General features: G+C 67.6%; 19 protein-coding genes and 1 tRNA gene. 16 read left to right on the forward strand and 4 right to left on the reverse strand.

Annotation, left to right across the window (positions count from 1 at the left end; all coding sequences use genetic code 11):
- The 16 genes from ACZYX4_RS06685 to ACZYX4_RS06760 all read left to right on the forward strand — a co-directional run bounded on the left by ACZYX4_RS06685 (window position 1) and on the right by ACZYX4_RS06760 (window position 16,138).
- Window positions 1–405, forward strand: a complete 405-nt coding sequence (locus tag ACZYX4_RS06685; protein ID WP_463874682.1) for a cytidine deaminase — start codon at window positions 1–3, stop codon at window positions 403–405.
- Window positions 402–1,724: a thymidine phosphorylase gene (locus tag ACZYX4_RS06690; RefSeq protein ID WP_463874684.1), complete on the forward strand. Its 1,323-nt coding sequence runs from the start codon at window positions 402–404 to the stop codon at window positions 1,722–1,724. Before ACZYX4_RS06685 ends, ACZYX4_RS06690 begins: the two co-directional genes overlap by 4 nt.
- 132 nt (window positions 1,725–1,856) lie before the next feature.
- Window positions 1,857–2,495: a DedA family protein gene (locus tag ACZYX4_RS06695; protein ID WP_463874685.1), complete on the forward strand. Its 639-nt coding sequence runs from the start codon at window positions 1,857–1,859 to the stop codon at window positions 2,493–2,495.
- A 122-nt stretch (window positions 2,496–2,617) separates the two neighbouring features.
- Window positions 2,618–3,382, forward strand: a complete 765-nt coding sequence (locus tag ACZYX4_RS06700) for a DedA family protein (RefSeq protein WP_463874686.1) — start codon at window positions 2,618–2,620, stop codon at window positions 3,380–3,382.
- 69 nt (window positions 3,383–3,451) lie between these two features.
- Window positions 3,452–4,609 (forward strand): adenosine deaminase, encoded by a 1,158-nt coding sequence (locus ACZYX4_RS06705; protein WP_463874688.1) that lies wholly within the window; start codon window positions 3,452–3,454, stop codon window positions 4,607–4,609.
- A gap of 133 nt (window positions 4,610–4,742) precedes the next feature.
- Entirely contained in the window at window positions 4,743–5,378 is a 636-nt protein-coding gene (locus ACZYX4_RS06710) for a MazG nucleotide pyrophosphohydrolase domain-containing protein (protein ID WP_463874822.1), read from the forward strand.
- 156 nt (window positions 5,379–5,534) lie between these two features.
- Window positions 5,535–6,815, forward strand: coding sequence for a phosphopyruvate hydratase (eno, locus tag ACZYX4_RS06715; RefSeq protein WP_463874689.1), 1,281 nt, complete (start codon window positions 5,535–5,537; stop codon window positions 6,813–6,815).
- Between the two features lie 206 nt (window positions 6,816–7,021).
- The gene (locus ACZYX4_RS06720) at window positions 7,022–7,768 is read left to right on the forward strand and encodes an FtsB family cell division protein (RefSeq protein ID WP_463874690.1); all 747 of its coding nucleotides are present in this window, start codon (window positions 7,022–7,024) and stop codon (window positions 7,766–7,768) included.
- Window positions 7,769–7,831: 63 nt separating this feature from the next.
- Window positions 7,832–8,629 carry a DUF501 domain-containing protein gene (locus ACZYX4_RS06725; RefSeq protein WP_463874693.1) on the forward strand — a complete coding sequence of 266 codons (798 nt, stop codon included), beginning with the start codon at window positions 7,832–7,834 and terminating at the stop codon, window positions 8,627–8,629.
- Window positions 8,626–9,573 carry a Ppx/GppA phosphatase family protein gene (locus tag ACZYX4_RS06730; protein ID WP_463874695.1) on the forward strand — a complete coding sequence of 316 codons (948 nt, stop codon included), beginning with the start codon at window positions 8,626–8,628 and terminating at the stop codon, window positions 9,571–9,573. The genes ACZYX4_RS06725 and ACZYX4_RS06730 overlap by 4 nt, the downstream gene beginning before the upstream one ends.
- A 179-nt stretch (window positions 9,574–9,752) precedes the next feature.
- Window positions 9,753–11,156 (forward strand): S8 family serine peptidase, encoded by a 1,404-nt coding sequence (locus ACZYX4_RS06735; RefSeq protein ID WP_463874697.1) that lies wholly within the window; start codon window positions 9,753–9,755, stop codon window positions 11,154–11,156.
- A gap of 38 nt (window positions 11,157–11,194) precedes the next feature.
- Window positions 11,195–12,664, forward strand: coding sequence for an NAD(P)/FAD-dependent oxidoreductase (locus ACZYX4_RS06740; RefSeq protein WP_463874699.1), 1,470 nt, complete (start codon window positions 11,195–11,197; stop codon window positions 12,662–12,664).
- 125 nt (window positions 12,665–12,789) lie between these two features.
- Window positions 12,790–13,365, forward strand: a complete 576-nt coding sequence (locus ACZYX4_RS06745; RefSeq protein ID WP_463874700.1) for a hypothetical protein — start codon at window positions 12,790–12,792, stop codon at window positions 13,363–13,365.
- A gap of 183 nt (window positions 13,366–13,548) precedes the next feature.
- Window positions 13,549–14,538 (forward strand): N-acetyltransferase, encoded by a 990-nt coding sequence (locus ACZYX4_RS06750; protein ID WP_463874702.1) that lies wholly within the window; start codon window positions 13,549–13,551, stop codon window positions 14,536–14,538.
- Window positions 14,529–14,602: transfer RNA gene (locus ACZYX4_RS06755), tRNA-Leu, on the forward strand. Before ACZYX4_RS06750 ends, ACZYX4_RS06755 begins: the two co-directional genes overlap by 10 nt.
- A 180-nt stretch (window positions 14,603–14,782) precedes the next feature.
- Complete coding sequence (locus tag ACZYX4_RS06760) at window positions 14,783–16,138, forward strand: ABC transporter substrate-binding protein (protein ID WP_463874704.1); 1,356 nt, start codon at window positions 14,783–14,785, stop codon at window positions 16,136–16,138.
- Between the two features lie 733 nt (window positions 16,139–16,871).
- Here the strand turns inward: ACZYX4_RS06760 and ACZYX4_RS06765 are convergent.
- Genes ACZYX4_RS06765 through ACZYX4_RS06780 form a run of 4 tightly spaced genes read right to left on the reverse strand, consistent with a single transcriptional unit; the run spans window position 16,872 to window position 20,964 of the window.
- Window positions 16,872–17,645 (reverse strand): ABC transporter ATP-binding protein, encoded by a 774-nt coding sequence (locus ACZYX4_RS06765; RefSeq protein ID WP_463874706.1) that lies wholly within the window; start codon window positions 17,643–17,645, stop codon window positions 16,872–16,874.
- A complete protein-coding gene (locus ACZYX4_RS06770) occupies window positions 17,642–18,706 on the reverse strand; it encodes an ABC transporter ATP-binding protein (protein ID WP_463874707.1) in 1,065 nt (354 codons plus the stop codon). The genes ACZYX4_RS06765 and ACZYX4_RS06770 overlap by 4 nt, the downstream gene beginning before the upstream one ends.
- Window positions 18,703–19,671 carry a branched-chain amino acid ABC transporter permease gene (locus ACZYX4_RS06775; RefSeq protein WP_463874709.1) on the reverse strand — a complete coding sequence of 323 codons (969 nt, stop codon included), beginning with the start codon at window positions 19,669–19,671 and terminating at the stop codon, window positions 18,703–18,705. Before ACZYX4_RS06775 ends, ACZYX4_RS06770 begins: the two co-directional genes overlap by 4 nt.
- A 9-nt stretch (window positions 19,672–19,680) precedes the next feature.
- Complete coding sequence (locus ACZYX4_RS06780; protein ID WP_463874711.1) at window positions 19,681–20,964, reverse strand: branched-chain amino acid ABC transporter permease; 1,284 nt, start codon at window positions 20,962–20,964, stop codon at window positions 19,681–19,683.
- Window positions 20,965–21,127: the final 163 nt, after the last annotated feature.

The raw sequence follows: 21,127 nt of genomic DNA on the forward strand, positions 1-21,127 counted from the left end.
ATGGACAGCACCCACGTCGACTGGGCCGCCCTGGCGGCCGCCGCGGCCGCCGCCATGAAAAACGCCTACGCGCCGTATTCGAAGTTTGCGGTGGGGGCAGCAGCCCTCACCGCGGACGGCCGGATCGTGAGCGGCTGCAATGTCGAAAACGCCAGCTACGGGCTGACCCTGTGCGCCGAGTGCGCGCTGGTCGGCAATCTGCACATGACCGGAGGCGGCCTGCTCCGCGCCTTCTATTGCGTCGATGCCGCCGGCAACGTCCTCATGCCGTGCGGACGCTGCCGGCAGCTGCTCTACGAATTCCGCGCTCCCGACATGGAGCTTATGACCACGCAGGGAATCAAGACCATGGACCAGGTCCTTCCCGATGCCTTTGGCCCCCAACACCTGGAGGAACCCCGGTGACACAAAACCCCACGCTGACCGAAGCGTTCGACGCCGTCGACATCATCCGCATCAAGCGGGACAAGGGCGTGCTCAGCCCCGCCCAGATTGACTGGACGATCGACGCCTACACCCGCGGCGCGATCGCCGACGAGCAGATGGCCGCGCTGAACATGGCGATCCTGCTCAACGGCATGGACCGCGCCGAAATCTCGCGCTGGACGGCGGCCATGATCGCTTCCGGCGAGCGGATGGACTTTTCCAGCCTGCGCCGCCCCGACGGCAGCGTGAAGCCCACGTCCGACAAGCACTCCACCGGCGGAGTCGGGGACAAGATCACCCTGCCGCTGGCCCCGTTGGTCGCGGTCTTCGGCGTTGCCGTGCCGCAGCTCTCCGGCCGCGGCCTCGGCCACACGGGCGGCACCCTGGACAAGCTTGAAGCGATCCCGGGCTGGCGCGCCGCGCTGAGCAACGAGGAAATGCTGGCCCAGCTTCAGGACGTCGGCGCGGTGATCTGCGCTGCCGGCGCCGGACTGGCCCCGGCGGACAAGAAGCTCTACGCCCTGCGGGACGTCACCGGCACGGTCGAGGCCATCCCGCTGATCGCGTCCTCGATCATGAGCAAGAAGATCGCCGAAGGCACCGGTTCGCTGGTGCTGGACGTCAAGGTCGGCAGCGGGGCCTTTATGAAGGACGAGGCACACGCCAGGGAACTCGCCGAGACCATGGTGGCCCTGGGCAAGGACGCCGGCGTCAACACGGTGGCCCTGCTGACCAACATGAACACCCCGCTGGGCCTCACCGCGGGCAACGCGATCGAGGTTGAGGAATCGGTGGAGGTGCTGGCCGGGGGAGGCCCGGAAGACGTCGTCGAACTCACTGTCAGGCTCGCGGAGGAAATGCTTGCCTGCGCGGGGGTCCACGACGCCGACCCCCGGGCCGCGCTCCGGGACGGCCGGGCCATGGACGTCTGGAACCGCATGATTCAGGCGCAGGGCGGGGATCCGCGCGCCAAGCTCCCGGTGGCGAGGGAATCCGAAGTTATCTATGCGCCGGCCGATGGTGTGCTGGTGGAACTCGACGCGATGGCTGTCGGCGTCGCCGCGTGGCGCCTCGGCGCCGGGCGTGCCCGCAAGGAGGACCGGGTCCAGGCGGGCGCCGGGGTGCGGATGCATGCCAAGCCTGGCGCCCTGGTCAGGGCCGGCGAGCCGCTGATGACGCTCCTGACGGACACCCCGGAGAAGTTCGAACGGGCCAGGGAGGCCCTCGAGCACGCCGTGGTGATTGCCCCTGAAGGCTCCCGCCCGGCGCAGCAGCTCATCATCGACCGCATCGCCTGACTCCCCGTTGCCCTATCACTTGTGGTGGCTAAAAGTCCGGGTAAGCCGCCACAAGTGATAGGGCAAACCGCGGGGCGGCCCGCAGTAGACTGGCACGACAGCCGTCCGCCCGCTGCAAGCTGTTAGGAAACCGTGCAGGCAATCAACGATTTCATCCTGGCCGCCGCGGGGCAACCCTGGGTCCTTATCCTGGTCTTCGTGTGCTGTGTCGTTGACGGCTTCTTCCCGCCCGTTCCGAGCGAGTCAGTGGTCGTCGGGCTCGCCGCGGTGGCCGCCACCGCCGGCGTCCCCAACCCGGTGCTCCTGGCCGCGATCGCCGCCGCGGGGGCGTTCCTGGGCGACAACATCGCCTACCTGATCGGCCGCCGCGCCGGAATCCGGCGCTGGGCCTGGATGCGCGGCCACCGCATGCAGCGGGCCTTCCGCTGGGCCGGCACGGAGCTGCGGAAGCGGCCGGCGTCGCTGATCCTGGTGGCGCGCTTTGTCCCGATCGGCCGGGTGGCGGTCAACCTGACCGCGGGTGCCACCGGCTTCCCGCGGTCCCGCTTCGTGGGGATGACGGTGCTCTCGGCGCTGCTGTGGGCGGCGTACTCCGTGGCGATCGGCACCTTCTTCGGCCAGTGGTTTGAAGAGAACCACCTGCTCGGCGTCATCGTCGCCGTCATCTGCGCGATCGGCCTGGGCATCCTGGTGGACCTCGCCATCAGCAGGCTGCGGCGCGGGCTTCCCGGGGACGCCGAACACCCTGTCCCGCCCTCGGAGCCCTCCTGACACCGGAGACTTCTGTTGCAGCAGATGCTGCGGCAGATTCGTCCGGATGCCCGTAGCGCATCCTTTACGGTCGTGGGACACTGAGGAGCGCTTTTCGTCACTTTCCTAGGAGCACAGCCCGCGTGGAATTCATCAATGAGGCTATTCTCCATGCCGCGGGGCAATGGTGGATTTACCCGATCCTCACGATCTTCTGTTTCATTGACGGTTTCGTTCCGATTCTGCCCAGTGAAACCCTGATCGTCGCCTTGGGTGCACTGTCCGTCACGTCCGGCCAGCCGAACATGTGGTTTGTCATGGCCGCCGCCGCCGTCGGGGCCATTGCCGGTGACAACATGGCCTATCTGCTGGGCCGCCGCGTCGGCGTCGAACGCTTCCGCTGGATGCGCAAACCCAAGGTCAGCCGTGCCCTGAACTGGGCGCGCTATGAACTCGACAAACGCGGCGCCATGCTGATCTTCACGGCCCGGTACATCCCGGTGGGCCGCGTGGCCGTGAACTGGATCGCGGGCACGACCGCGTACCCGCGGCGGCGCTTCGTCATCCTCGACATTTTTGCCTCCCTCACCTGGGTCGCGTACTCGGCCGGCGTCGGCATCATCGCCGGTAACTGGGTCCACGAACACCCGCTGCTCGGGGTCGGCATCGCCATCGCGTTCGCCATCGTGCTCGGCATCCTAATCGACCACCTGCTGACCTGGCTGCACCGCTGGCGCGACACCCGGGGCGCCGCGGCAGCCGGCCGGGCCGCCACAATGGCTGCCGAAGCGAAGGCAGTTCACGCCAAGAACGCGCAGGCCAAGCCCGCTGCGTCCGCGCCCCGGCATGCCTCCGGCACCGCACCGGTGCCCGCACCGTTGACGGCACCAGCGGACGTCGAGGCCTGATCCCGCCCTCCGGCGCGTTTGCCGGCTGCCCGGCTGGTATTGCCGGGCCGCCAACCCTAAGGTTGGAAGGTGACTGAGATAATTCTTGACGCTGCCCTTGACCTCGACTTCGACCTGAAGGGCCTCCCCAAGGTTTCCCTTCACGACCACCTGGACGGCGGACTCCGTCCGGCCACCATCATTGAACTTGCCGAGTCCGTGGGACACACCCTGCCCTCCACCGACCCCGTCGCCCTGGCGGAGTGGTTCCGTGAGTCCGCCGACTCCGGTTCGCTGGTCCGCTACCTCGAGACCTTCGACCACACCATTGCCGTGATGCAGACCCAGGAAGGCCTCTTTCGCGTCGCCAGGGAATTCGTCGAAGACCTTGCCGACGACGGCGTCGTCTACGGTGAAGTGCGCTGGGCCCCCGAACAGCACCTCCAGCAGGGCCTGAGCCTGGATGACGCCGTCGAGGCCGTGCAGGCGGGCCTTGAGGCCGGCGTCGACGCCGTCGCCGAGACCGGCCGGGATATCCAGGTCGGCCAGCTGATCACCGCCATGCGGCACGCCGACCGCGGCCAGGAAATCGCCGAGCTGGCGGTCCGCCACCGCCACAACGGCGCCGTCGGCTTCGACATTGCCGGTGCCGAAGACGGCTTCCTGCCGGCCAGGTTCAAGGACGCCTTCACTTACCTGGCCCAGCACAACTTCCCGGCCACGGTCCACGCCGGGGAAGCAGCCGGGCTCGAAAGCATCCAGTCCGCGCTGGTCGACGGCCGCGCCCTGCGCCTGGGCCACGGGGTCCGGATTGCCGAGGACGTCACCGTTGAATTCAACGAAGACGACGACGCCGACGGCGATCGCGATGAGGTCGACGACAACATCGGCATGGTCACCCTCGGCGAGCTCGCCAGCTGGGTCCGCGACCGCGGCATCGCCCTGGAGATTTGCCCCTCCTCCAACCTGCAGACCGGCGCCATCTCCGGCTTCGGCGAGGGCATCGAAAGCCACCCGCTGGACATGCTCTACCAGCTGGGCTTCAACGTCACCATCAACACCGACAACCGGCTGATGAGCGGCGTGACCCTCACGGACGAGTTCGAACTGCTGGTCGAGACCTTCGACTACGACCTCGACGACCTGCTGGAGCTGACGCTGAACGCAGCCGAGGCCGCCTTCCTGCCGCTTGAGGAGAAGGAGGCCCTCGTCGAGTACATTAACGAGGCCTACGCCGACCTTGGCTAACAAGGACTCCAATGCAGCGGGCGCGCTGGGCGCGCTTGCCGGTGGGCCCAGGGCAGCCGGGGTCCCCGGCCGAGCCTGCGAGGTGGGCGCGCTTGTTGGCGTGATTGCCGGTCTGCGCGCCCACTGCCCCTGGATGGGGGCACTCACCCATGAGTCGCTCGTGGAATACCTCCTCGAGGAGGCCTTTGAGGTGGCGGAGACCATCGAGACGGCCGGCGGCGACGCCGAGCTGAAGGCCGAACTCGGCGACGTCCTGCTCCAGGTGGTCCTGCATGCCCGGCTCGCCCAGGAACGCAGCGCCTTCGACCTCGACGACGTCGCCCGCGGCCTGAGCGCCAAAATGATCCGGCGCAACCCGCATGTGTTCCGTCCCGACGGCTCACTGCAGGAGTCCTTCCCGGCGACGGTGGAGGAAATCGTCCAGACGTGGGACGCCGTCAAACGCTCGGAGCAGGTCCTGCCTTCCCGGGCCGCTGACTCCGGCTCTGATCCCTCCCGCCCTGATTCTTCCCGGCCGGGATCACTCGGCGGCGTGCCCGCCGCCCTGCCGGCGCTGGCCCGGGCCCAGAAGCTCCTCGACCGCGCCGAACGGGCCGGCCTGCCGGCCTTCCCTGAGCCCGTTGACGTCCCCGCCTCGGAAGAGGGCCTCGGGGAGCTGCTCTTTGCCATCGCCGCCGCTGCCCGGGACCGGGGTCTCGACGCCGAACGTGCCCTCCGCGGCGCCAACCGCCGCTTCCAGGAGGGCCCGCCCACGCCGCCGTCGCCGTGATCCGCCCAAATGACGTCCGGGAACTGGCAGGTTTCTGTAACTTATCCCGCTCTCGACTAGGCTGGGTAGCGACGAGGACGTCGGTTTCCAGCTTCATTCCCGGCTTGTTTTCCCATCAGATTCCCAGCAGATCGCTTCACCCAAAGGAGCCTATCCATGGCGCTTATCGATGCCATCCACGCCCGCGAGATCCTCGATTCCCGTGGCAACCCCACCGTAGAAGTTGAAGTCCTGCTCTCGGACGGCCAGATCGGCCGCGCAGCAGTTCCCTCCGGAGCCTCCACCGGCGAGCACGAAGCCGTTGAACTCCGCGACGGCGACAAGGGCCGTTACCTCGGCAAGGGCGTCCAGAAGGCCGTCGACGCGGTCATCGACCAGATCGCCCCGGCCCTGATCGGTTTCGACGCCACCGACCAGCGCAGCATCGACCAGTCGATGATCGACCTGGACGGTACCGCCAACAAAAGCAAGCTCGGCGCCAACGCCATCCTGGGTGTGTCCCTGGCCGTCGCCAACGCAGCCGCGGCCTCCGCCGACCTGCCGCTCTACAAGTACCTCGGCGGACCGAACGCCCACGTGCTGCCCGTGCCGCTGATGAACATCCTCAACGGCGGATCGCACGCCGACTCCGACGTCGACATCCAGGAATTCATGGTTGTCCCGCTGGGTGCAGAGACCTTCTCCGAAGGCCTGCGCTGGGGCGTCGAGGTCTACCACGCGCTCAAGGCGGTCCTGCAGGCCAAGGGCCTGTCCACCGGGCTGGGCGACGAAGGCGGCTTCGCGCCGAACCTGCCGTCCAACCGTGCAGCCCTGGACCTCATCCAGGAAGCCATCCGGAACGCCGGCTACACCCCGGGCCAGGACATCGCCCTCGCCCTGGACGTTGCCTCCTCCGAGTTCTTCAAGGACGGCGCCTACCAGTTCGAAGGCAAGTCCCTCACTTCCACCGAGATGAGCGCCTACTACGCCGAGCTCGTTGCCGACTACCCGCTGGTGTCCATCGAGGACCCGCTGGACGAGAACGACTGGGAGGGCTGGAAGACACTCACCGACGCCATCGGCGACAAGGTCCAGATCGTGGGCGACGACCTCTTCGTCACGAACCCTGAGCGGCTGCAGACCGGCATCGATTCGAAGACCGCCAACTCACTGCTGGTGAAGGTCAACCAGATCGGTTCCCTGACCGAAACCCTGGATGCCGTCTCCCTCGCCCAGCGAGCGGGTTACACCACCATCACCTCGCACCGCTCCGGCGAAACCGAGGACACCACGATCGCTGACATCGCCGTTGCCACCAACGCCGGCCAGATCAAGACCGGCGCCCCGGCCCGTTCCGAGCGCGTTGCCAAGTACAACCAGCTGCTGCGGATCGAAGAGGAACTCGACGACGCCGCACGCTACGCCGGCCGGAGCGCCTTCCCGCGTTTCAAGGGCTAGTAACCGCACGAACTGCGAACCGGTGGCTATGGTTGAAAGACCATGGTCACCGGTCCCTTTTTGGCACCGTTAGTGTGGCACCGATGTTGTGGCACCGTTTGTGGTGCCGCGCAGCCGGCTCCACGTCGGTGCCCGGCCCAGGCCACGGGGATCAGCACTGAACGCAGCAAGCCAGCCGGGGGAGAACCTGGCATTACAGGAGTGACATGGCTACCCGCCGACCCAAGGTTCCCCGGGCCACGCCTGCGGCCCCGAAGTCTCCGGACACCGGCGACGGCGGCGACGTCATCCAGGCTGATTTCGGCGGTTCCCGCGGGTTCCAGGCCCACGCGTCAGGCAACGCCGCGCCCGGCCCACGGACTCCCGGCAGGGCAGCCGGCCAGCACGGCGGCAACGCCGGTTCGGCCCGGCCGGGCGGAGCCGCGCCGGCTCCCACTCCGTCGGCCGCCGCTGCGAAGAACGCAGCCCCGCCGAACGCCCCACAGGGCGCGGCCACACGCGGTACGGCCAAACAGTCCAAGGACGGCACTGCACCGGCGGCCGGGAACCTCGACCCGGTCCCCGCCAAGGCCTTCTCCGGACGCATGCTGGCGCTGTTGGTCGTCATGATTGCGATCACCATCATGCTGGCGCCCACGGTCAAGATATTCTTCGAAAAGCGGGCCGAAATCGCCGCGCTCCAGGCGGACATTTCCGCCAAACAGGTTCAGCAGGACGAGCTCCGGCGCCAGGTCTCCCGGTGGCAGGATCCGAACTACGTGAAACAACAGGCCCGGGACCGCATTAACATGGTTATGCCCGGCGAGACGGGCTACTGGGTCTTCGGCAGCGATCTTCCCGCCGGTTCCTCCAGCGGCGAAGCCGGTGCAGGATCAGGATCAGTTCAGGACCCGGCCGAGCTGCCTTGGGTTGACTCCCTCTGGGACTCCATCCGGCGCTCGGCAACAGACTAGAAGCGGCGCCCGCCGCAGGGTTGTCCGCCGGACAACCCAGACAGGGCAGGAAGGTGCCGCCCCATGGACCAGAACCGAGTGGACGAGACCCCCACGGCAGCGACCCCGAGCGCAGAAAACCCGGAAACCCCGGAACTGGCCCGTTACCTGGCGGAATCCCGCCGGCCTTCGCCGCACGACCTCGATGTCCTGAGCCGGCAACTGGGGCGCCCGGTGCGTGACGTCGTGGAAATCCCGGCCCGTTGTGTCTGCGGCAACCCGCTGGTGGCGGCCACCTCCCCGCGGCTGAGCAACGGCACACCCTTCCCCACGACTTTTTACCTCACGCACCCGGTGATCACGTCCGCGGTGTCGCGGCTCGAGGCGTCCGGCCTGATGAACGAGATGAACGGGCGGCTCGGCGACGACGGGGCCCTGGCGGGGGACTACCGCGGCGCCCACGAGGCCTACCTGGCGTCCCGCGCGGAGATCGGGGCCAGATCCGGGATCGGCGCCGTGCCCGAAATCGACGGCATTTCCGCCGGCGGAATGCCCACCCGCGTCAAGTGCCTGCACGTCCTGGTGGGCCATTCGCTCGCCGCCGGACCGGGTGTGAACCCGCTCGGCGACGAGGCGATCGCAGCCATCAGCGAATGGTGGACCCCGGACCGCTGTTACTGCGATGGCGCCTGGGACACCGGCGGCGAGGTCCCCTCGCAGGACCTCAGCAGGCACGGACCGCAGGGGCTTCCGGAGATCGTGGGACGACCTGCCCCGGTCCGGAAGCCGCGCACCGGGGACCCCGGCAGCACCGCTGACGCCGGACCCACAGGAACCGCCGGCACCACAGGCTCCGCCGGCTCCACAGGGGCCGGCCAGTGACCCGCGTGGCCGCCGTCGACTGCGGTACCAACTCGATCCGCCTGCTCATCGCCGATCTGGACTTGGACGGCACGGCGCCCCGGTTGAAGGACGTTGTGCGCGAAATGCGCGTTGTCCGGCTCGGCCAGGGCGTGGACGCCACCGGCGAGCTCGCCCCGGAGGCCCTGGACCGGACCTTTGCCGCCGCGGCGGACTACGCCGGGCAGATCCACGGCCACGGGGCCACCAGGGTGCGTTTCGTCGCGACCTCCGCCACCCGCGACGCGAACAACCGGCAGCTCTTCGTGGACGGTATCCGCGAGCTCCTCGGCGTCGAACCCGAGGTCATCACCGGGGACGAGGAAGCCGCCCTGTCCTTCGCCGGCGCCAGCAGCGTCCTGCCCTCCCGCGGCGCGGACCCTGTCCTGGTGGTGGACCTTGGCGGCGGCAGCACGGAGTTCGTGCTCGGCAACGCCGACGGCGTCATCGCCGCCAAGTCCGTCGACATTGGATGTGTCCGGATGACCGAACGCCACCTGCGCAGCGACCCGCCCACGGCGGATCAGATCGCCGCGGCGGAGGCCGACGTCGACGCTGCCCTTGACCTGGCGGCCCGGACGGTGCCGCTGGACCACAGTGCCGCCGTCGTCGGAGTCGCCGGTTCCATCACCACCATCACGGCGCACGCCCTTGCGCTGCCGGAGTACTCCGCCGCGGCAATCCACGGCACTGAACTCTCGCTCGACGCCGTGCGGCGCGCCTGCACGGAACTGCTGGAGATGTCCCACGCCGAACGCGCCGCCCTGCCCTACATGCACCCGGGCCGGGTGGACGTGATCGGAGCGGGCGCCCTCGTCTGGCGGCGCGTCCTTGAACGGCTGGCCGAGGTGACCGACCGCAGGGTCGCGTCGGCCGTCACCAGCGAACACGATATTCTTGACGGAATTGCCCTGAGCATCGGCTAGGCCGCAGGCCGGCCGGACTGTGTGACCGCCGGACGCCCCGCCGGCCGCCGCCCGATCCTCACCTCCCCGCGCAGCTCCCTCCCGGCGTTCCCCAGCGCCACCGAAGACACAGCGCCACCGAAGACACAGCGCCACCGAAGACACAGCGCGACGAGCTGTCCCGCCGATAGGACCCAAAAATGACCAGAGCAACAGCCCGGCGCCGCCGGACCGCCTCCGCGTTGGTGGCCCTGGCTCTCGCAGGCAGCACTCTGACGGCCGCACTGACTGCAGCCCCCGCCGCGCACGCCGACGACTGGCGCGACAAGGAGTACTGGCTCGCCGAATCCGGCATCACCAAGGCCTGGGAGGTTTCCAGGGGCGCCAACGTCAAGGTCGCCGTGATCGACAGCGGCGTCGACGGCAATCACCCGGACCTGGCCGGCGTGCTGGCCGGCGGCGTCGACGCCTCCGGCGCCGGAAGCCCGGACGGCCAGAAGAGCATCGGCGCGAAGCCCGAGCACGGGACCCTGGTCGCCACCATGCTGGCAGGCCGCGGCCACCAGCCCGCCGACTCCACGGCCGAGCCCAGCCCCAGCGCAGGCCCGTCCGTCGCGCCGGATGGGATTGTCGGGGTGGCCCCCGAATCGCAGTTGCTGTCCGTTTCCACGTGGCTCGGATCTGAGAACCCCGGCGGTAAAAGCGACCAGGACCAGATACCCCAGGCCGTCCGCTGGGCTGTCGACAACGGGGCCCGCGTCATAAACATCTCGCTGGGCAGCACCTCGCCGGAATGGCCGCAAAGCTGGGACGCTGCGTTCCTGTACGCCGAGCAGAAGGACGTGGTGATCGTCGCTGCCGCGGGCAACCGCGGGGGAGGCAACGTCCAGGTCGGGGCTCCGGCCACCATCCCCGGGGTGCTGACCGTCGCCGGGCTGGACCGCCAGGGAAACGCCAGCATCGATTCCTCTTCCCAGGGCATCAGCATCGGCGTCGCGGCCCCTGCGGAGAACCTGATCGGGGGCCTGCCCGGCGGCGGTTACGCGGAATGGGCCGGCACCTCGGGCGCCACCCCCATCGTGGCCGGTGTTGCGGCCCTGATCCGTTCCAAATGGCCGGAAATGTCGGCCAGCCAGGTCATCAACAGAATCGTCAGCACCGCGAAGGACGCCGGCGCCGCGGGGAAGGACCCGCTGTACGGGTTCGGGATCCTCGACGCCGAGGCGGCCCTGAAGGACGACGTTCCGGAGGCCCGGGTCAATCCGCTGGGCTCAATCTCCGACTGGATCCGGGTCCACCGGCGGGGAAACCTGGCCACCTCGCCGGCCGCGCCCTCAGCGGCCCCCTCCAGTGCGGCCCCCTCCAGTGCGGCCCCCACCGTTCCGGAGGCCACCGTCCCGGTCGCGGAGCCCCCGTCCGAGCTGGACGCGGCCGTGCCGGCCGTGGTGGTACTGGGCTTCGGCGGACTGCTCCTGTGCATCGTGGGGGCCGCCGTCTTCCAGCTCCGGCGTGCCCTACGGCCGGCCCCAGCCACAGGCCCCGGGGGCCCGGCAGCGCCGGACACCGGAGCGCCGGATCCGGCGGATTCCAACGGGAAACCGTAGTTAGTGAAGGTTTTCACAAACTACGGTATTCTTGGGGAATGGCATTCTCCCCTCAGCTCCAGGACCGTCCCAGGGTACTCGTCGTCGGCGGCGGGTACGTCGGCCTGTACGTAGCCCTCAATCTGCAGAAGAAGATCGCGAAGGCCGGTGGCATCGTCACCGTCGTTGATCCCCTGCCCTACATGACCTACCAGCCCTTCCTCCCCGAAGTTGCCGGCGGCAATATCGAGGCACGCCACGCCGTCGTCTCGCACCGCCAGCACCTCAAGCAGACCGAGCTCATCCAGGGCCGCGTCACCGCGATCGACCACGCCAACCGCACCGCTGTGGTTGCCCCGTCCGACGGCGGCGAGAACTTCGAGGTCCCTTACTTCGACGTCGTCGTGGCTGCAGGCGCCATCACCCGCACCTTCCCGATCAAGGGCCTCGCGGACAAGGGCATCGGCCTTAAGACCATCGAGGAAGCTGTGGCCCTGCGCAACAAGCTCCTCGACCGGATCGAAGCCGGTTCGCTCATGACGGATCCGGCCGAACGCGCCCGCGCCCTGACCTTCGTTGTTGTCGGCGGCGGCTTCGCCGGCATCGAGTGCATCACCGAAATGGAAGATCTCGCCCGCGCCGCGGTCAAGAACAACCCCCGCGTCAAGCAGGAGGAAGTCCGCTTCGTCCTGGTGGAGGCCATGGGCCGCATCATGCCCGAGGTGACTGCCAGCCAGGCTGAGTGGGTCGTCGAGCACCTCCGCAGCCGAGGCATCGAGGTCCTGCTCAACACCTCGCTGGACAGCGCTGAGGGCTCCCTGAAGCTCATCAACCTCCCGGACAAGTCCGCGGCCCAGGAATTCGAGGCTGACACCCTGGTCTGGACTGCCGGTGTGCAGGCAAACCCGATGGTCCGCTCCACTGATTTCCCGCTGGAGCCGCGCGGCCGCGTCCGTGTCCTCGCGGATCTGCGCATTGCCGGCGACGAAGGCATCATCGAGAACGCCTGGTCGGCCGGCGACGTTGCGGCGGTTCCGGACCTCACGGGCAGCGGCCTGCCGGACGGCACCTGCGTCCCGAATGCCCAGCACGCGCTGCGCCAGGCCAAGCGCCTGGCCAAGAACCTGTGGGCCTCCCGCTGGGACAAGCCGCTCAAGGACTACAAGCACAAAAACCTGGGCGCCGTGGCCGGCTTCGGCGAGTGGAAGGGTGTGGCCAACATCAATCTGCTGGGCCGCATCGGCCTCAAGGGCCCGCTGGCCTGGCTGGCACACCGTGGCTACCACGGCCTGGCCATGCCGACCGTGGAACGCAAGATCCGGGTCATCTTCGGTTGGATCCTGGCCTTCTTCATGGGCCGCGACACCACCCAGCTGATCGACCTGGACAACCCGCGCGGCGCATTCGTTGCCGCTGCGACGCCGGCTCCCAGGCCGGCCGCGGCCTCCGCGGCTCACGCTGTGGAGAAGCCGGCGGCAGAGGCCAGCCCGGGTGCAGGAAAGCAGTCAGTCTCGGCCGACGCCAAGTAGCCTGCTGCAGTATTCGACGGCGGCTGTTCCCCTGCGGGGGAGCGGCCGCCGTCGGCGTTACCCATCGCTCTGCTGATGCGGTCCCAGAACCGGACCACACGGGATCCGCGGAATGCTTCCCTGTCATGAAGGTGAAGCTGGAGGCCGCTGGTGGCCACCGCGTAATGGTGGATCTCTTCCCGGTTGATCAGCGAGTGGTACCGGTTGTGATCGCTGATCCCCTTTTCGTTCACCTCAGCCGTTCCGGGCGCGTTGCTGACCAAGCTCGAAGTCCAGAGCGCCGCAGTGTAGCCAAAGAACAGCAGGGCAAGGATGCCAAAGGGGACCATCCAGAAGGATGCGGAGCGTGGCACCTCGCGCAGCAGGACGGCGGCAATCATAAAACCGCCGCATGCCGCCAAGGCAAGCGAACCAACAACTCCGGCAATTCTGGTTGCGGAATCCACCAGCTGCTGGAACTCCGGAGTTTCCGGTCCAGGTCTGCAGGGTCCACGGTGCTGCGCCGTTCCACCAGCCCCAGTGATGTCTCCGCCATCAGCCCGAAGCAGCCGAACATTCCCCTCATTGCGGGGCTGATGTCGCTTCCGAAGGCCGCCGCCAGGAGCGTGGCACCGAACAGGGCAAGGAAGACTGCTTTCGGTCAGGTCATGGAGTTCCCCCATACGTCGATGTTCGTGTCGGGGAAGGGGCCCCACCCGTAGACCCTGGCGGGACTCGGCCTGGGACTGGGACTGGGACTGGGTCACTGGGACTGGGACTGGGACTGCGGGACGCCCCCGGCGCCTCCGTGCCCGGCGTAGCGTGCCGCCGCAACGAGACGCCGTCGGCCGCCGCTTCGCTGTCGCGGTCCGGAGCCTGCCGCGGGCCGGACCTAGACTGGCACCATGACTTCTGAGAAGGACCTCCACACCCTGCTGGCCACCATGCACCCGGAAAGGCGCGCCGGGGAGTTCGTCTACGTCCTCTGGCCGCACGGCCGGCCCCTCGCCGGGGCGGTCGCAGCCGCCGTCCGTGAAGCAGAAGGGCTGACGGTCGTACTGCCACGGTCCGAAGCCGACAGCCTCGGATTGTCCTACGACTTCGTCGGCGCCTGGATCACCCTCCAGGTGCATTCCCCGCTCGAGGCCATTGGCCTGACGGCCGCAGTCAGCGCCGCCCTGACGGAGGCCAAGATCAGCTGCAATGTCCTGGCCGGCTTCCACCACGACCATCTCCTGGTCCCGGTCGCTGACGCTGACCGGGCGCTCGAGGTGCTGCACGAACTGGTCGACGCCAGCGGGGAGCACAAGCCCGCCCCGGAGCTGGTGCTGCGCAGCGAACAGCCCGGGGACCGGACCGCCATCCTTGCCCTCACCGCCGCAGCCTATGCCGTCTCCCCGGTCACCGGGCTCCCCGTCGAGGGCGAGCCCGAAGAAGTGCCGCTCCTGGCGGCGCTCTTCGACTGCGAGGAATACCTGCCGGAGTTCAGCATCGTCGCGGAGCTCGACGGCGGGATCGTCGGGCACGTGATCAGCACCCGCGGCTGGGCAGGGGAGCTGGAGCTCCTGGGCCTGGGCCCGATCGGGGTGGTCCCGAGGCTGCAGCGCCACGGCATCGGCAGCGCGCTGATGAAGGAAACCATTGTCAGGGCCAATGCCGCGGGGGAGCGGGGCATCGCGCTGCTGGGCGATCCGGAGTACTACTCGCGCTTCGGCTTCGTGGCGTCGACCTCCCTCGGCGTGGAAGCCCCCGACCCGGCCTGGGGCGTGCATTTCCAGCTGTTGCCGCTGGCGGTCTGGCCGGGCGGCGTCAGCGGGACATTCCGCTTCGCCAAGCCGTTCGGCAGCGCGGCGCCGGCTGCCGGAGGGGATAGCATGGACCGGGCGCCCCAGTAGCCCAATTGGCAGAGGCAGCGGACTTAAAATCCGCGTGTTGTGGGTTCGAGTCCCACCTGGGGCACACTTTGCGGGGTCCGCCGGTCCGGCGGACAGATTTCCTCTATGCAACGAGTGTTATAAGGATGTGACCGTAGTCACTTTGGATCGGGCCGGAAGTGCACTAGCTTGAAGGGTAAATCAGGAACACCTGATCTTTCGCATCAAAGGCGCCGTTCGCACCTTTAGATCGAGGAGATTGTAAATGACTTCACTTCCCCAGGTGGCACCCCGCATCGCAAAGCTCACAGCGCTTAGCATCGGCGTCGCCCTTCTGGCTACGGCCTGTGGTGGCGCGTCCACCCCGGCCGCGACGTCCGGATCCGCAACAGCCAACGCCGCAGGCATCGCGTGCCCGGCCCCCAGCGCTGGAGCCGGAGCCGGCACGTCGGCCGCGACCAATACCGGCGCAGTCCCCGCTTCCAAGGGCACCACCGAGACCTCCCTGAAGATCGGCTCGCTGCTGCCGACCACCGGGTCGCTGGCCTTCCTCGGCCCGCCCGAAATCGCGGGTGTCAACGTTGGCATCAAGGAAATCAACGACGCCGGCGGCGTGCTGGGCAAGCCTGTAGAGGTCATCCACCGCGACTCCGGTGACACCAAGACCGACATTGCGACGCAGTCCACCACGGCGTTGCTGGGCCAGGGCGTCGGCGCCATCATCGGTGCCGCCTCCTCCGGCGTTTCCAAGACCGTGATCAACCAGATCACCGGTGCAGGCGTCGTCCAGTTCTCCCCGGCCAACACCTCGCCGGACTTCACCGACTGGGACGACAAGGGCCTCTACTGGCGCACCGCCCCCTCGGACGTGCTCCAGGGCAAGGTCCTCGGCAACTACATGGCGACCTGTGGCGCGCAGACCGTTGGCATGATCGTCCTGAACGACGCTTATGGAACCGGCCTGGCGAAGAACGTAAAGGCTGCGTTTGAGGCGGCAGGCGGCCAGATCGTGGCGGAGGAGCTCTTCAACGAAGGCGATTCGCAGTTCAGCAGCCAGGTTGACAAGGTCATCGCCGCTAAGCCGGACGCGATTGCCCTGATCACCTTTGACCAGGCCAAGAGCATCGTTCCGCTGATGACGGGCAAGGGCATCAAGCCCACCCAGCTGTTCCTCGTGGACGGCAACATGTCCGACTACAGCAAGGACTTCCAGGCCGGCACCCTGAAGGGCGCCCAGGGCACCATCCCGGGCACCTTCGCCAAGGATGACTTCAAGAAGAAGCTCCTGGCGATCGATCCCGCACTGAAGGATTACAGCTACGCAGGCGAGTCCTACGACGCCGTGAACCTCATTGCACTGGCCTCCGAAGCTGCCAACAGCACCAAGGGCGTCGACATCGCCGCGCAGCTCAAGGCAGTCTCTGAGGGCGGCGAAAAGTGCAGCGACTTCGCGACCTGCGTCACCCTGCTCCGCAACGGCAAGGACATCGACTACGACGGCCAGTCCGGCCCCGTGACGTTCTCCGAAGCCGGTGACCCGACGGAAGCCTACGTCGGCATCTACGAGTACCAGGATGACAACACCTACAAGGCATCCAAGGAAGAGTTCGGCAAGCTGTAAGCTCGCCCTTCCCTAGCCACCAGGAGGCCCCCGTCCGCTCCGGACGGGGGTCTTTTGCGTACGCGGGAGGTCGGGCGGTGGGGCAGCCGGGCGGCCGGGGCGGCGGCGGCAGGGGGGGTGGTAGCGGGGTGGTAGCGGGCCCGCGCGTCACGTACGGCAGGCTTTTGGGCCGTGCGGGGGCGTCCGGCGGCGGGAATCCGGCCCTGTGCACCGGCAGCCGGGCCGGAACCCTGCGCCGCGTGACGCCGTCGTCGCCGGGCGCCCGGTGAAGCCAGGTGAAGCCAGGTGCCGGGGGCGGGGTGGTAGCGGGGGGACAGCGGGGTGGTGGGGGTTCGCGCGTCACGTACGGCAGGTTTTTGGGCCGCGCCGGGGCATCCGGCGGCGGGAATCCGGCCCTGCGCACTGGCAGCCGGGCCGGAACCCTGCGCCGCGTGACGCCGTCGTCGCCGGGCGCCCGGTGAAACCAGATGCCGGGGGCAGCGGGGTGGCAGCGGGGGGACAGCGGGGTGGTGGGGGCCCGCGCGTCACGTACGGCAGGCTTTTGGGCCGTGCGGGGGCATCCGGCGGCGGGAATTCGGCCCTGCGCACCGGCGGCCGGGCCGGAACCCTGCGCCGCGTGACGCCGTCGTCGCCGGGCGCCCGGCGGACAGAAGACCCCACAGGAAGCGCCCCGGACGCGCAGAAGGGCCGCCACTGGTGACGGCCCTTCTGCTGCTGGCGTGTTGCCGGGGAACTACTCGACGGTGTCGGCGAGGGTGCCCAGGTACAGCTGGATGACCTTGGGATCCTTCATGAGCTCCCGGCCGGTGCCCGTGTACGCGTCCTTGCCCTGGTCCAGGACATAGCCGCGGTCACAGATCTGCAGGCAGCGTCGGGCGTTCTGCTCCACCATGATGACCGAGACGCCTGCGCGGTTGATCTCATGGACCCGGAGGAAGGCCTCGTCCTGCTTGACCGGGGAGAGGCCCGCGGAGGGCTCGTCGAGCAGCAGCACGGCCGGGTCCATCATGAGGGCCCGTCCCATTGCCACCATCTGGCGTTCGCCGCCGGAGAGCGATCCGGCGCGCTGCGCCCGCCGCTTGCCCAGTTCGGGGAAGAGGCCCGTAACGAAGTCGAAGCGCTGGGCAAAGTCCTTGGGGCGCTGGAACATGCCCATCTGGAGGTTCTCCTCGATGGTCAGGGCCGCGAACACGTTGTTGTTCTGCGGCACAAAGCCGATGCCCCGGCTGACCAGCTTGTTGGCCTTGAGCCCGGTGATGTCCTGGCCGCGGACCACAACGGAGCCCGAGTGGACCTTGACCAGGCCGAACATCGCCTTCAGCAGCGTGGACTTGCCGGCGCCGTTGGGGCCGATGATGCCGATCAGCTCGCCCTTGCGGGCCTCGATGCTGCAGCCGTTGAGGATGTTGACGCCGGGGATGTAGCCGGCCACCAGATCGGTGACCTTGACGACCGAATCCTCATCGTGCAGGGGGTTAGCGGCGGGAGCCGCGCTGGTGGCGCTCATTGTGTGTCCTTCTCTGTACGGTTCGGCTCCTCGGCGGTGCGCCGGCCGCGCACCCCACTGGTGCCGTCCGGGCCCGTCCGCTCATCCGTTTCCGAGGCGACGACGTCGAGCGAAATGATCCCGGCGTTTTCAGTGCCGACAATCGATTCCTCGTCGGCGACCAGTTCGGCGGCCAGCTCCTTGATGCCTTCCGAGTCGCCGAGGTCCACGTCGTGGTGGGCGCCCAGGTAGGCGTCAATCACGGCAGGGTTCTTCATGACCTCGGCAGGCGGGCCCTCGGCCACGATCTTGCCCTCGGCCATGACCACCACCCAGTCGGCGATGTGCCGGACCATGTGCATGTCGTGCTCGACGAACAATACGGTCATGCCCTCGGCCTTGAGATTCTTGATGTGGTCCAGCAGCGACTGCGTCAGGGCCGGGTTGACGCCTGCCATCGGCTCGTCGAGCATGACGAGTTTCGGCCGGACCATGAGCGAGCGGGCCATTTCGAGCAGTTTCCGCTGGCCGCCCGAGAGGGACGCCGCATAGTCGTCCTTCTTGGCGTCCAGCTTGAACTTCTCCAGCAGTACGTTGGCTTCCTCGGTGATCTTCTTTTCCTGGCCGCCCCAGATGCCCTTGAAGAGGGCCTTGGAGAGCCGCTCGCCGGACTGCCGGGAGGCCCCGAGGCGCATGTTCTCCATCACCGTGAGCTTGCCCATGACCTTGGTCAGCTGGAAGGTGCGGACCATGCCCATCCGGGCCACCTTGTACGAGGACACCCCGGCCAGGCTGTTGCCTTCGAACTGCCACGTGCCCGAGTTGGGCGTGTCAAAGCCCGTGAGCAGGTTGAACAGGGTGGTTTTGCCGGCGCCGTTGGGGCCGATCAGCGCGGTGATCTTGTGCCGCGGGATCTCAAGGTACCCGACGTCGACGGCGTTGATGCCGCCGAAGCTGCGGGTGACGTTTTCCGCCACCACGATCGGATCGCGCTTCTTGCAGCCGGGTGCAATCTCCCCGGCGGCAATCGGACGGGTGTCCGTCATGTAGTCAATGCCAGTTTCTTCGCTCTGTGTGCTCATGCGAACGCCAGCTCCTTCTTATTGCCGAGGACACCCTGAGGCCTGAAGATCATCAGCAGCATCAACGCGATACCCACCAGGATGTAACGCAGCTGGCCGGCCTGGACAGTGTTCAGCCAGGTGATGGTGCCGGATTCGATGAGGCCGTAGAGGATGCCTTGTGTGAGGGACAGCACGACCCAGAAGATCATGGCGCCGACGACCGGCCCCAGCACCGTGCCCAGACCGCCGAGCAGCAGGCAGGTGTAGAGGAAGAACGTCAGCTCGGTGCCGTAGTTCGCCGGCTGGACCGCGCCGCGGGGAATGGTGAAGATCATGCCCGCCAGGGCGCCAAGCACACCACCGATGATCAGGGCCTGCATCTTGTAGGCGTACACGTTCTTGCCAAGCGAGCGGACGGCGTTTTCGTCCTCGCGGATGCCCTTGAGGACACGCCCCCAGGGAGAGCGCATCAGCAGCCACACCAGGAGGCAGCAGATAGCGACCAGGGCCCAGGCGACAACGCGGATGAAGAAGTCGCGGTTGTTCATGCCCATGTAGGAGCCTTCCGGGAACGGGTTCATCGAATAGAACCCGCCTTCGAAAGCGGCCAGGCCGTTGGCCGAACCGGTGACCCCGGTCAGCTGGTTGGTGGTGACGATGTAGCGCACGATTTCCGCCGCCGCGATCGTGACGATGGCCAGGTAGTCGGCCCGCAGCCGGAGGGTGGGAATACCCAGCAGCAACGCAAAGATTGCCGCGCAGACCATGGCGATCAGCAGACCGACGAAGAACGGAACACCGAATGTCAGGGTGGCGATGGCGAACCCGTAGGCTCCCACCGCCATGAAGCCGGCCTGGCCGAAGTTCAGCAGGCCGGCGTAGCCGAAGTGAACCGCGAGGCCGAGGGTGGCCAGGGCGTAGGCGGCCGTCGTCGGGCTGAACAGTTCACCGGCAGCACTGGAAAATATGAATCCGAAGTCCATGGCTGTCTCCTAACCCACGCGCTCGCGCCGGCCCAAGATACCTTGGGGCCGGATCAGAAGGACAATAATCATGATGAACAGTGCTCCCACGTATTTGAGGTCGGCGGCGAGGCCGAACACAGTGGTCAGCTCCACGAAGATACCGACAATGATGGATCCGATCAGGGCGCCCCACACTGTGCCGAGGCCGCCAAGGGTGACGCCGGCGAAGATGAGAAGCAGGATCTGCGAACCCATGTCGAAGGTGACACCGGGCCGGTAGTACGCCCACAGGATGCCGCCGAGGGAGGCAAGCATGCCGCCGGTGACCCAGACAATCCGGATGACGCCATCGACGTCGATGCCTGAGGCCGCTGCCAGCGCCGGGTTATCGGCGACCGCGCGGGTGGCTTTGCCGAGCCGGGTCTTGAGCAGGACGATACCGAGGATGGCAATGACCACCGCACTGATCACCAGGGACCAGAGGTTGTTGGGTGAAATGGAGACCGGGCCGAGCCGGATTTCAGCGCTCTGGGCGTATGGCAGCTGCTGGGTGGCGCCGCCGAAGAAGAACTGGATGATATAGCGGACGGCCAGGGCGAGGCCGATGCTGACAATCATCATCGGCACCAGGCCGGTTCCGCGCCGCCGGAGCGGCTTCCACAGCCCGGCGTCCTGGACGTAGCCAAATAGACCGCCGCCGAGCAGGGCGAGCAGGATTGCCAGCCAGAACGGAAGGTTCATGGCGTTGAAGGCGAAGACCAGGACGGCGCCGAGGGTGACCATCTCACCGTGGGCGAAGTTGGTCAGCCCCGTGGTGCCGAAGATCAGGGAGAGACCAACTGATGCGAGGGCCAGCAGCAGACCGAAGCTGAGACCCGCCACAAGGCGGTTGATCAGGTTCTGGCCGAAATCCTGCTGCTGCACAACAATGCCCTCGCCGAAGGCGAAGATCACCGAGAGGTTGGAGGTCTGGCTGAAGGTGACCTGACGGGGGTTCTCCTGGCCGTCGGCGAGTTTGATGCCCTCCGGAAGCGTGGATTCATCCAGCTCAACTTCGTAGGTCCCCTGGGTGGGCACCCCGATCGTCCAGGCGCCGTTGGCGCTGGACTTCGCCGTTCCGGTGAAGTCGCCGTTCTTGGCCGTGATGGTGACATCAGCGATCGGCGCGCGGTCATCGCCGCGCAGGAAGCCGCTGATGCTGTTCTGGAACGTGGTGGCCGACGGGGATGGTGTCGGCGAGGGGCTCGTGGCCTGGGATGCCGGCGCGACGATGAGCAGTAGCGCGGCCACGGCGGCAAAAACAGCCCCCACAACGCTCAGGAGTCTGCTGCGCCGTCTTTGCGACAGGCCTCTCGGTGTGCTTCTCAAAATGAAACCTCCACATGGGGGTGGTGTGGGTTGCGCCGTTGCAACCGCTGCGAACAGTCAGGGTGACGGGGTGGTGCCTGGTGCGATGCGGTGGAGCGGTAACGCT

This window comes from Pseudarthrobacter leeuwenhoeki, assembly GCF_055412885.1.

Coding starts and splice junctions, on each gene's coding strand:
- ACZYX4_RS06725 (WP_463874693.1), top strand. CDS start 7,832: ATGGACCAGAACCGAGTGGACGAGACCCCCACGGCAGCGACCCCGAGC.
- ACZYX4_RS06765 (WP_463874706.1), bottom strand. CDS start 17,645: ATGAGCGCCACCAGCGCGGCTCCCGCCGCTAACCCCCTGCACGATGAG.
- ACZYX4_RS06750 (WP_463874702.1), top strand. CDS start 13,549: ATGACTTCTGAGAAGGACCTCCACACCCTGCTGGCCACCATGCACCCG.
- eno (WP_463874689.1), top strand. CDS start 5,535: ATGGCGCTTATCGATGCCATCCACGCCCGCGAGATCCTCGATTCCCGT.
- ACZYX4_RS06760 (WP_463874704.1), top strand. CDS start 14,783: ATGACTTCACTTCCCCAGGTGGCACCCCGCATCGCAAAGCTCACAGCG.
- ACZYX4_RS06775 (WP_463874709.1), bottom strand. CDS start 19,671: ATGGACTTCGGATTCATATTTTCCAGTGCTGCCGGTGAACTGTTCAGC.
- ACZYX4_RS06745 (WP_463874700.1), top strand. CDS start 12,790: ATGAAGGTGAAGCTGGAGGCCGCTGGTGGCCACCGCGTAATGGTGGAT.
- ACZYX4_RS06735 (WP_463874697.1), top strand. CDS start 9,753: ATGACCAGAGCAACAGCCCGGCGCCGCCGGACCGCCTCCGCGTTGGTG.
- ACZYX4_RS06740 (WP_463874699.1), top strand. CDS start 11,195: ATGGCATTCTCCCCTCAGCTCCAGGACCGTCCCAGGGTACTCGTCGTC.
- ACZYX4_RS06720 (WP_463874690.1), top strand. CDS start 7,022: ATGGCTACCCGCCGACCCAAGGTTCCCCGGGCCACGCCTGCGGCCCCG.
- ACZYX4_RS06685 (WP_463874682.1), top strand. CDS start 1: ATGGACAGCACCCACGTCGACTGGGCCGCCCTGGCGGCCGCCGCGGCC.
- ACZYX4_RS06770 (WP_463874707.1), bottom strand. CDS start 18,706: ATGAGCACACAGAGCGAAGAAACTGGCATTGACTACATGACGGACACC.
- ACZYX4_RS06710 (WP_463874822.1), top strand. CDS start 4,743: ATGGGGGCACTCACCCATGAGTCGCTCGTGGAATACCTCCTCGAGGAG.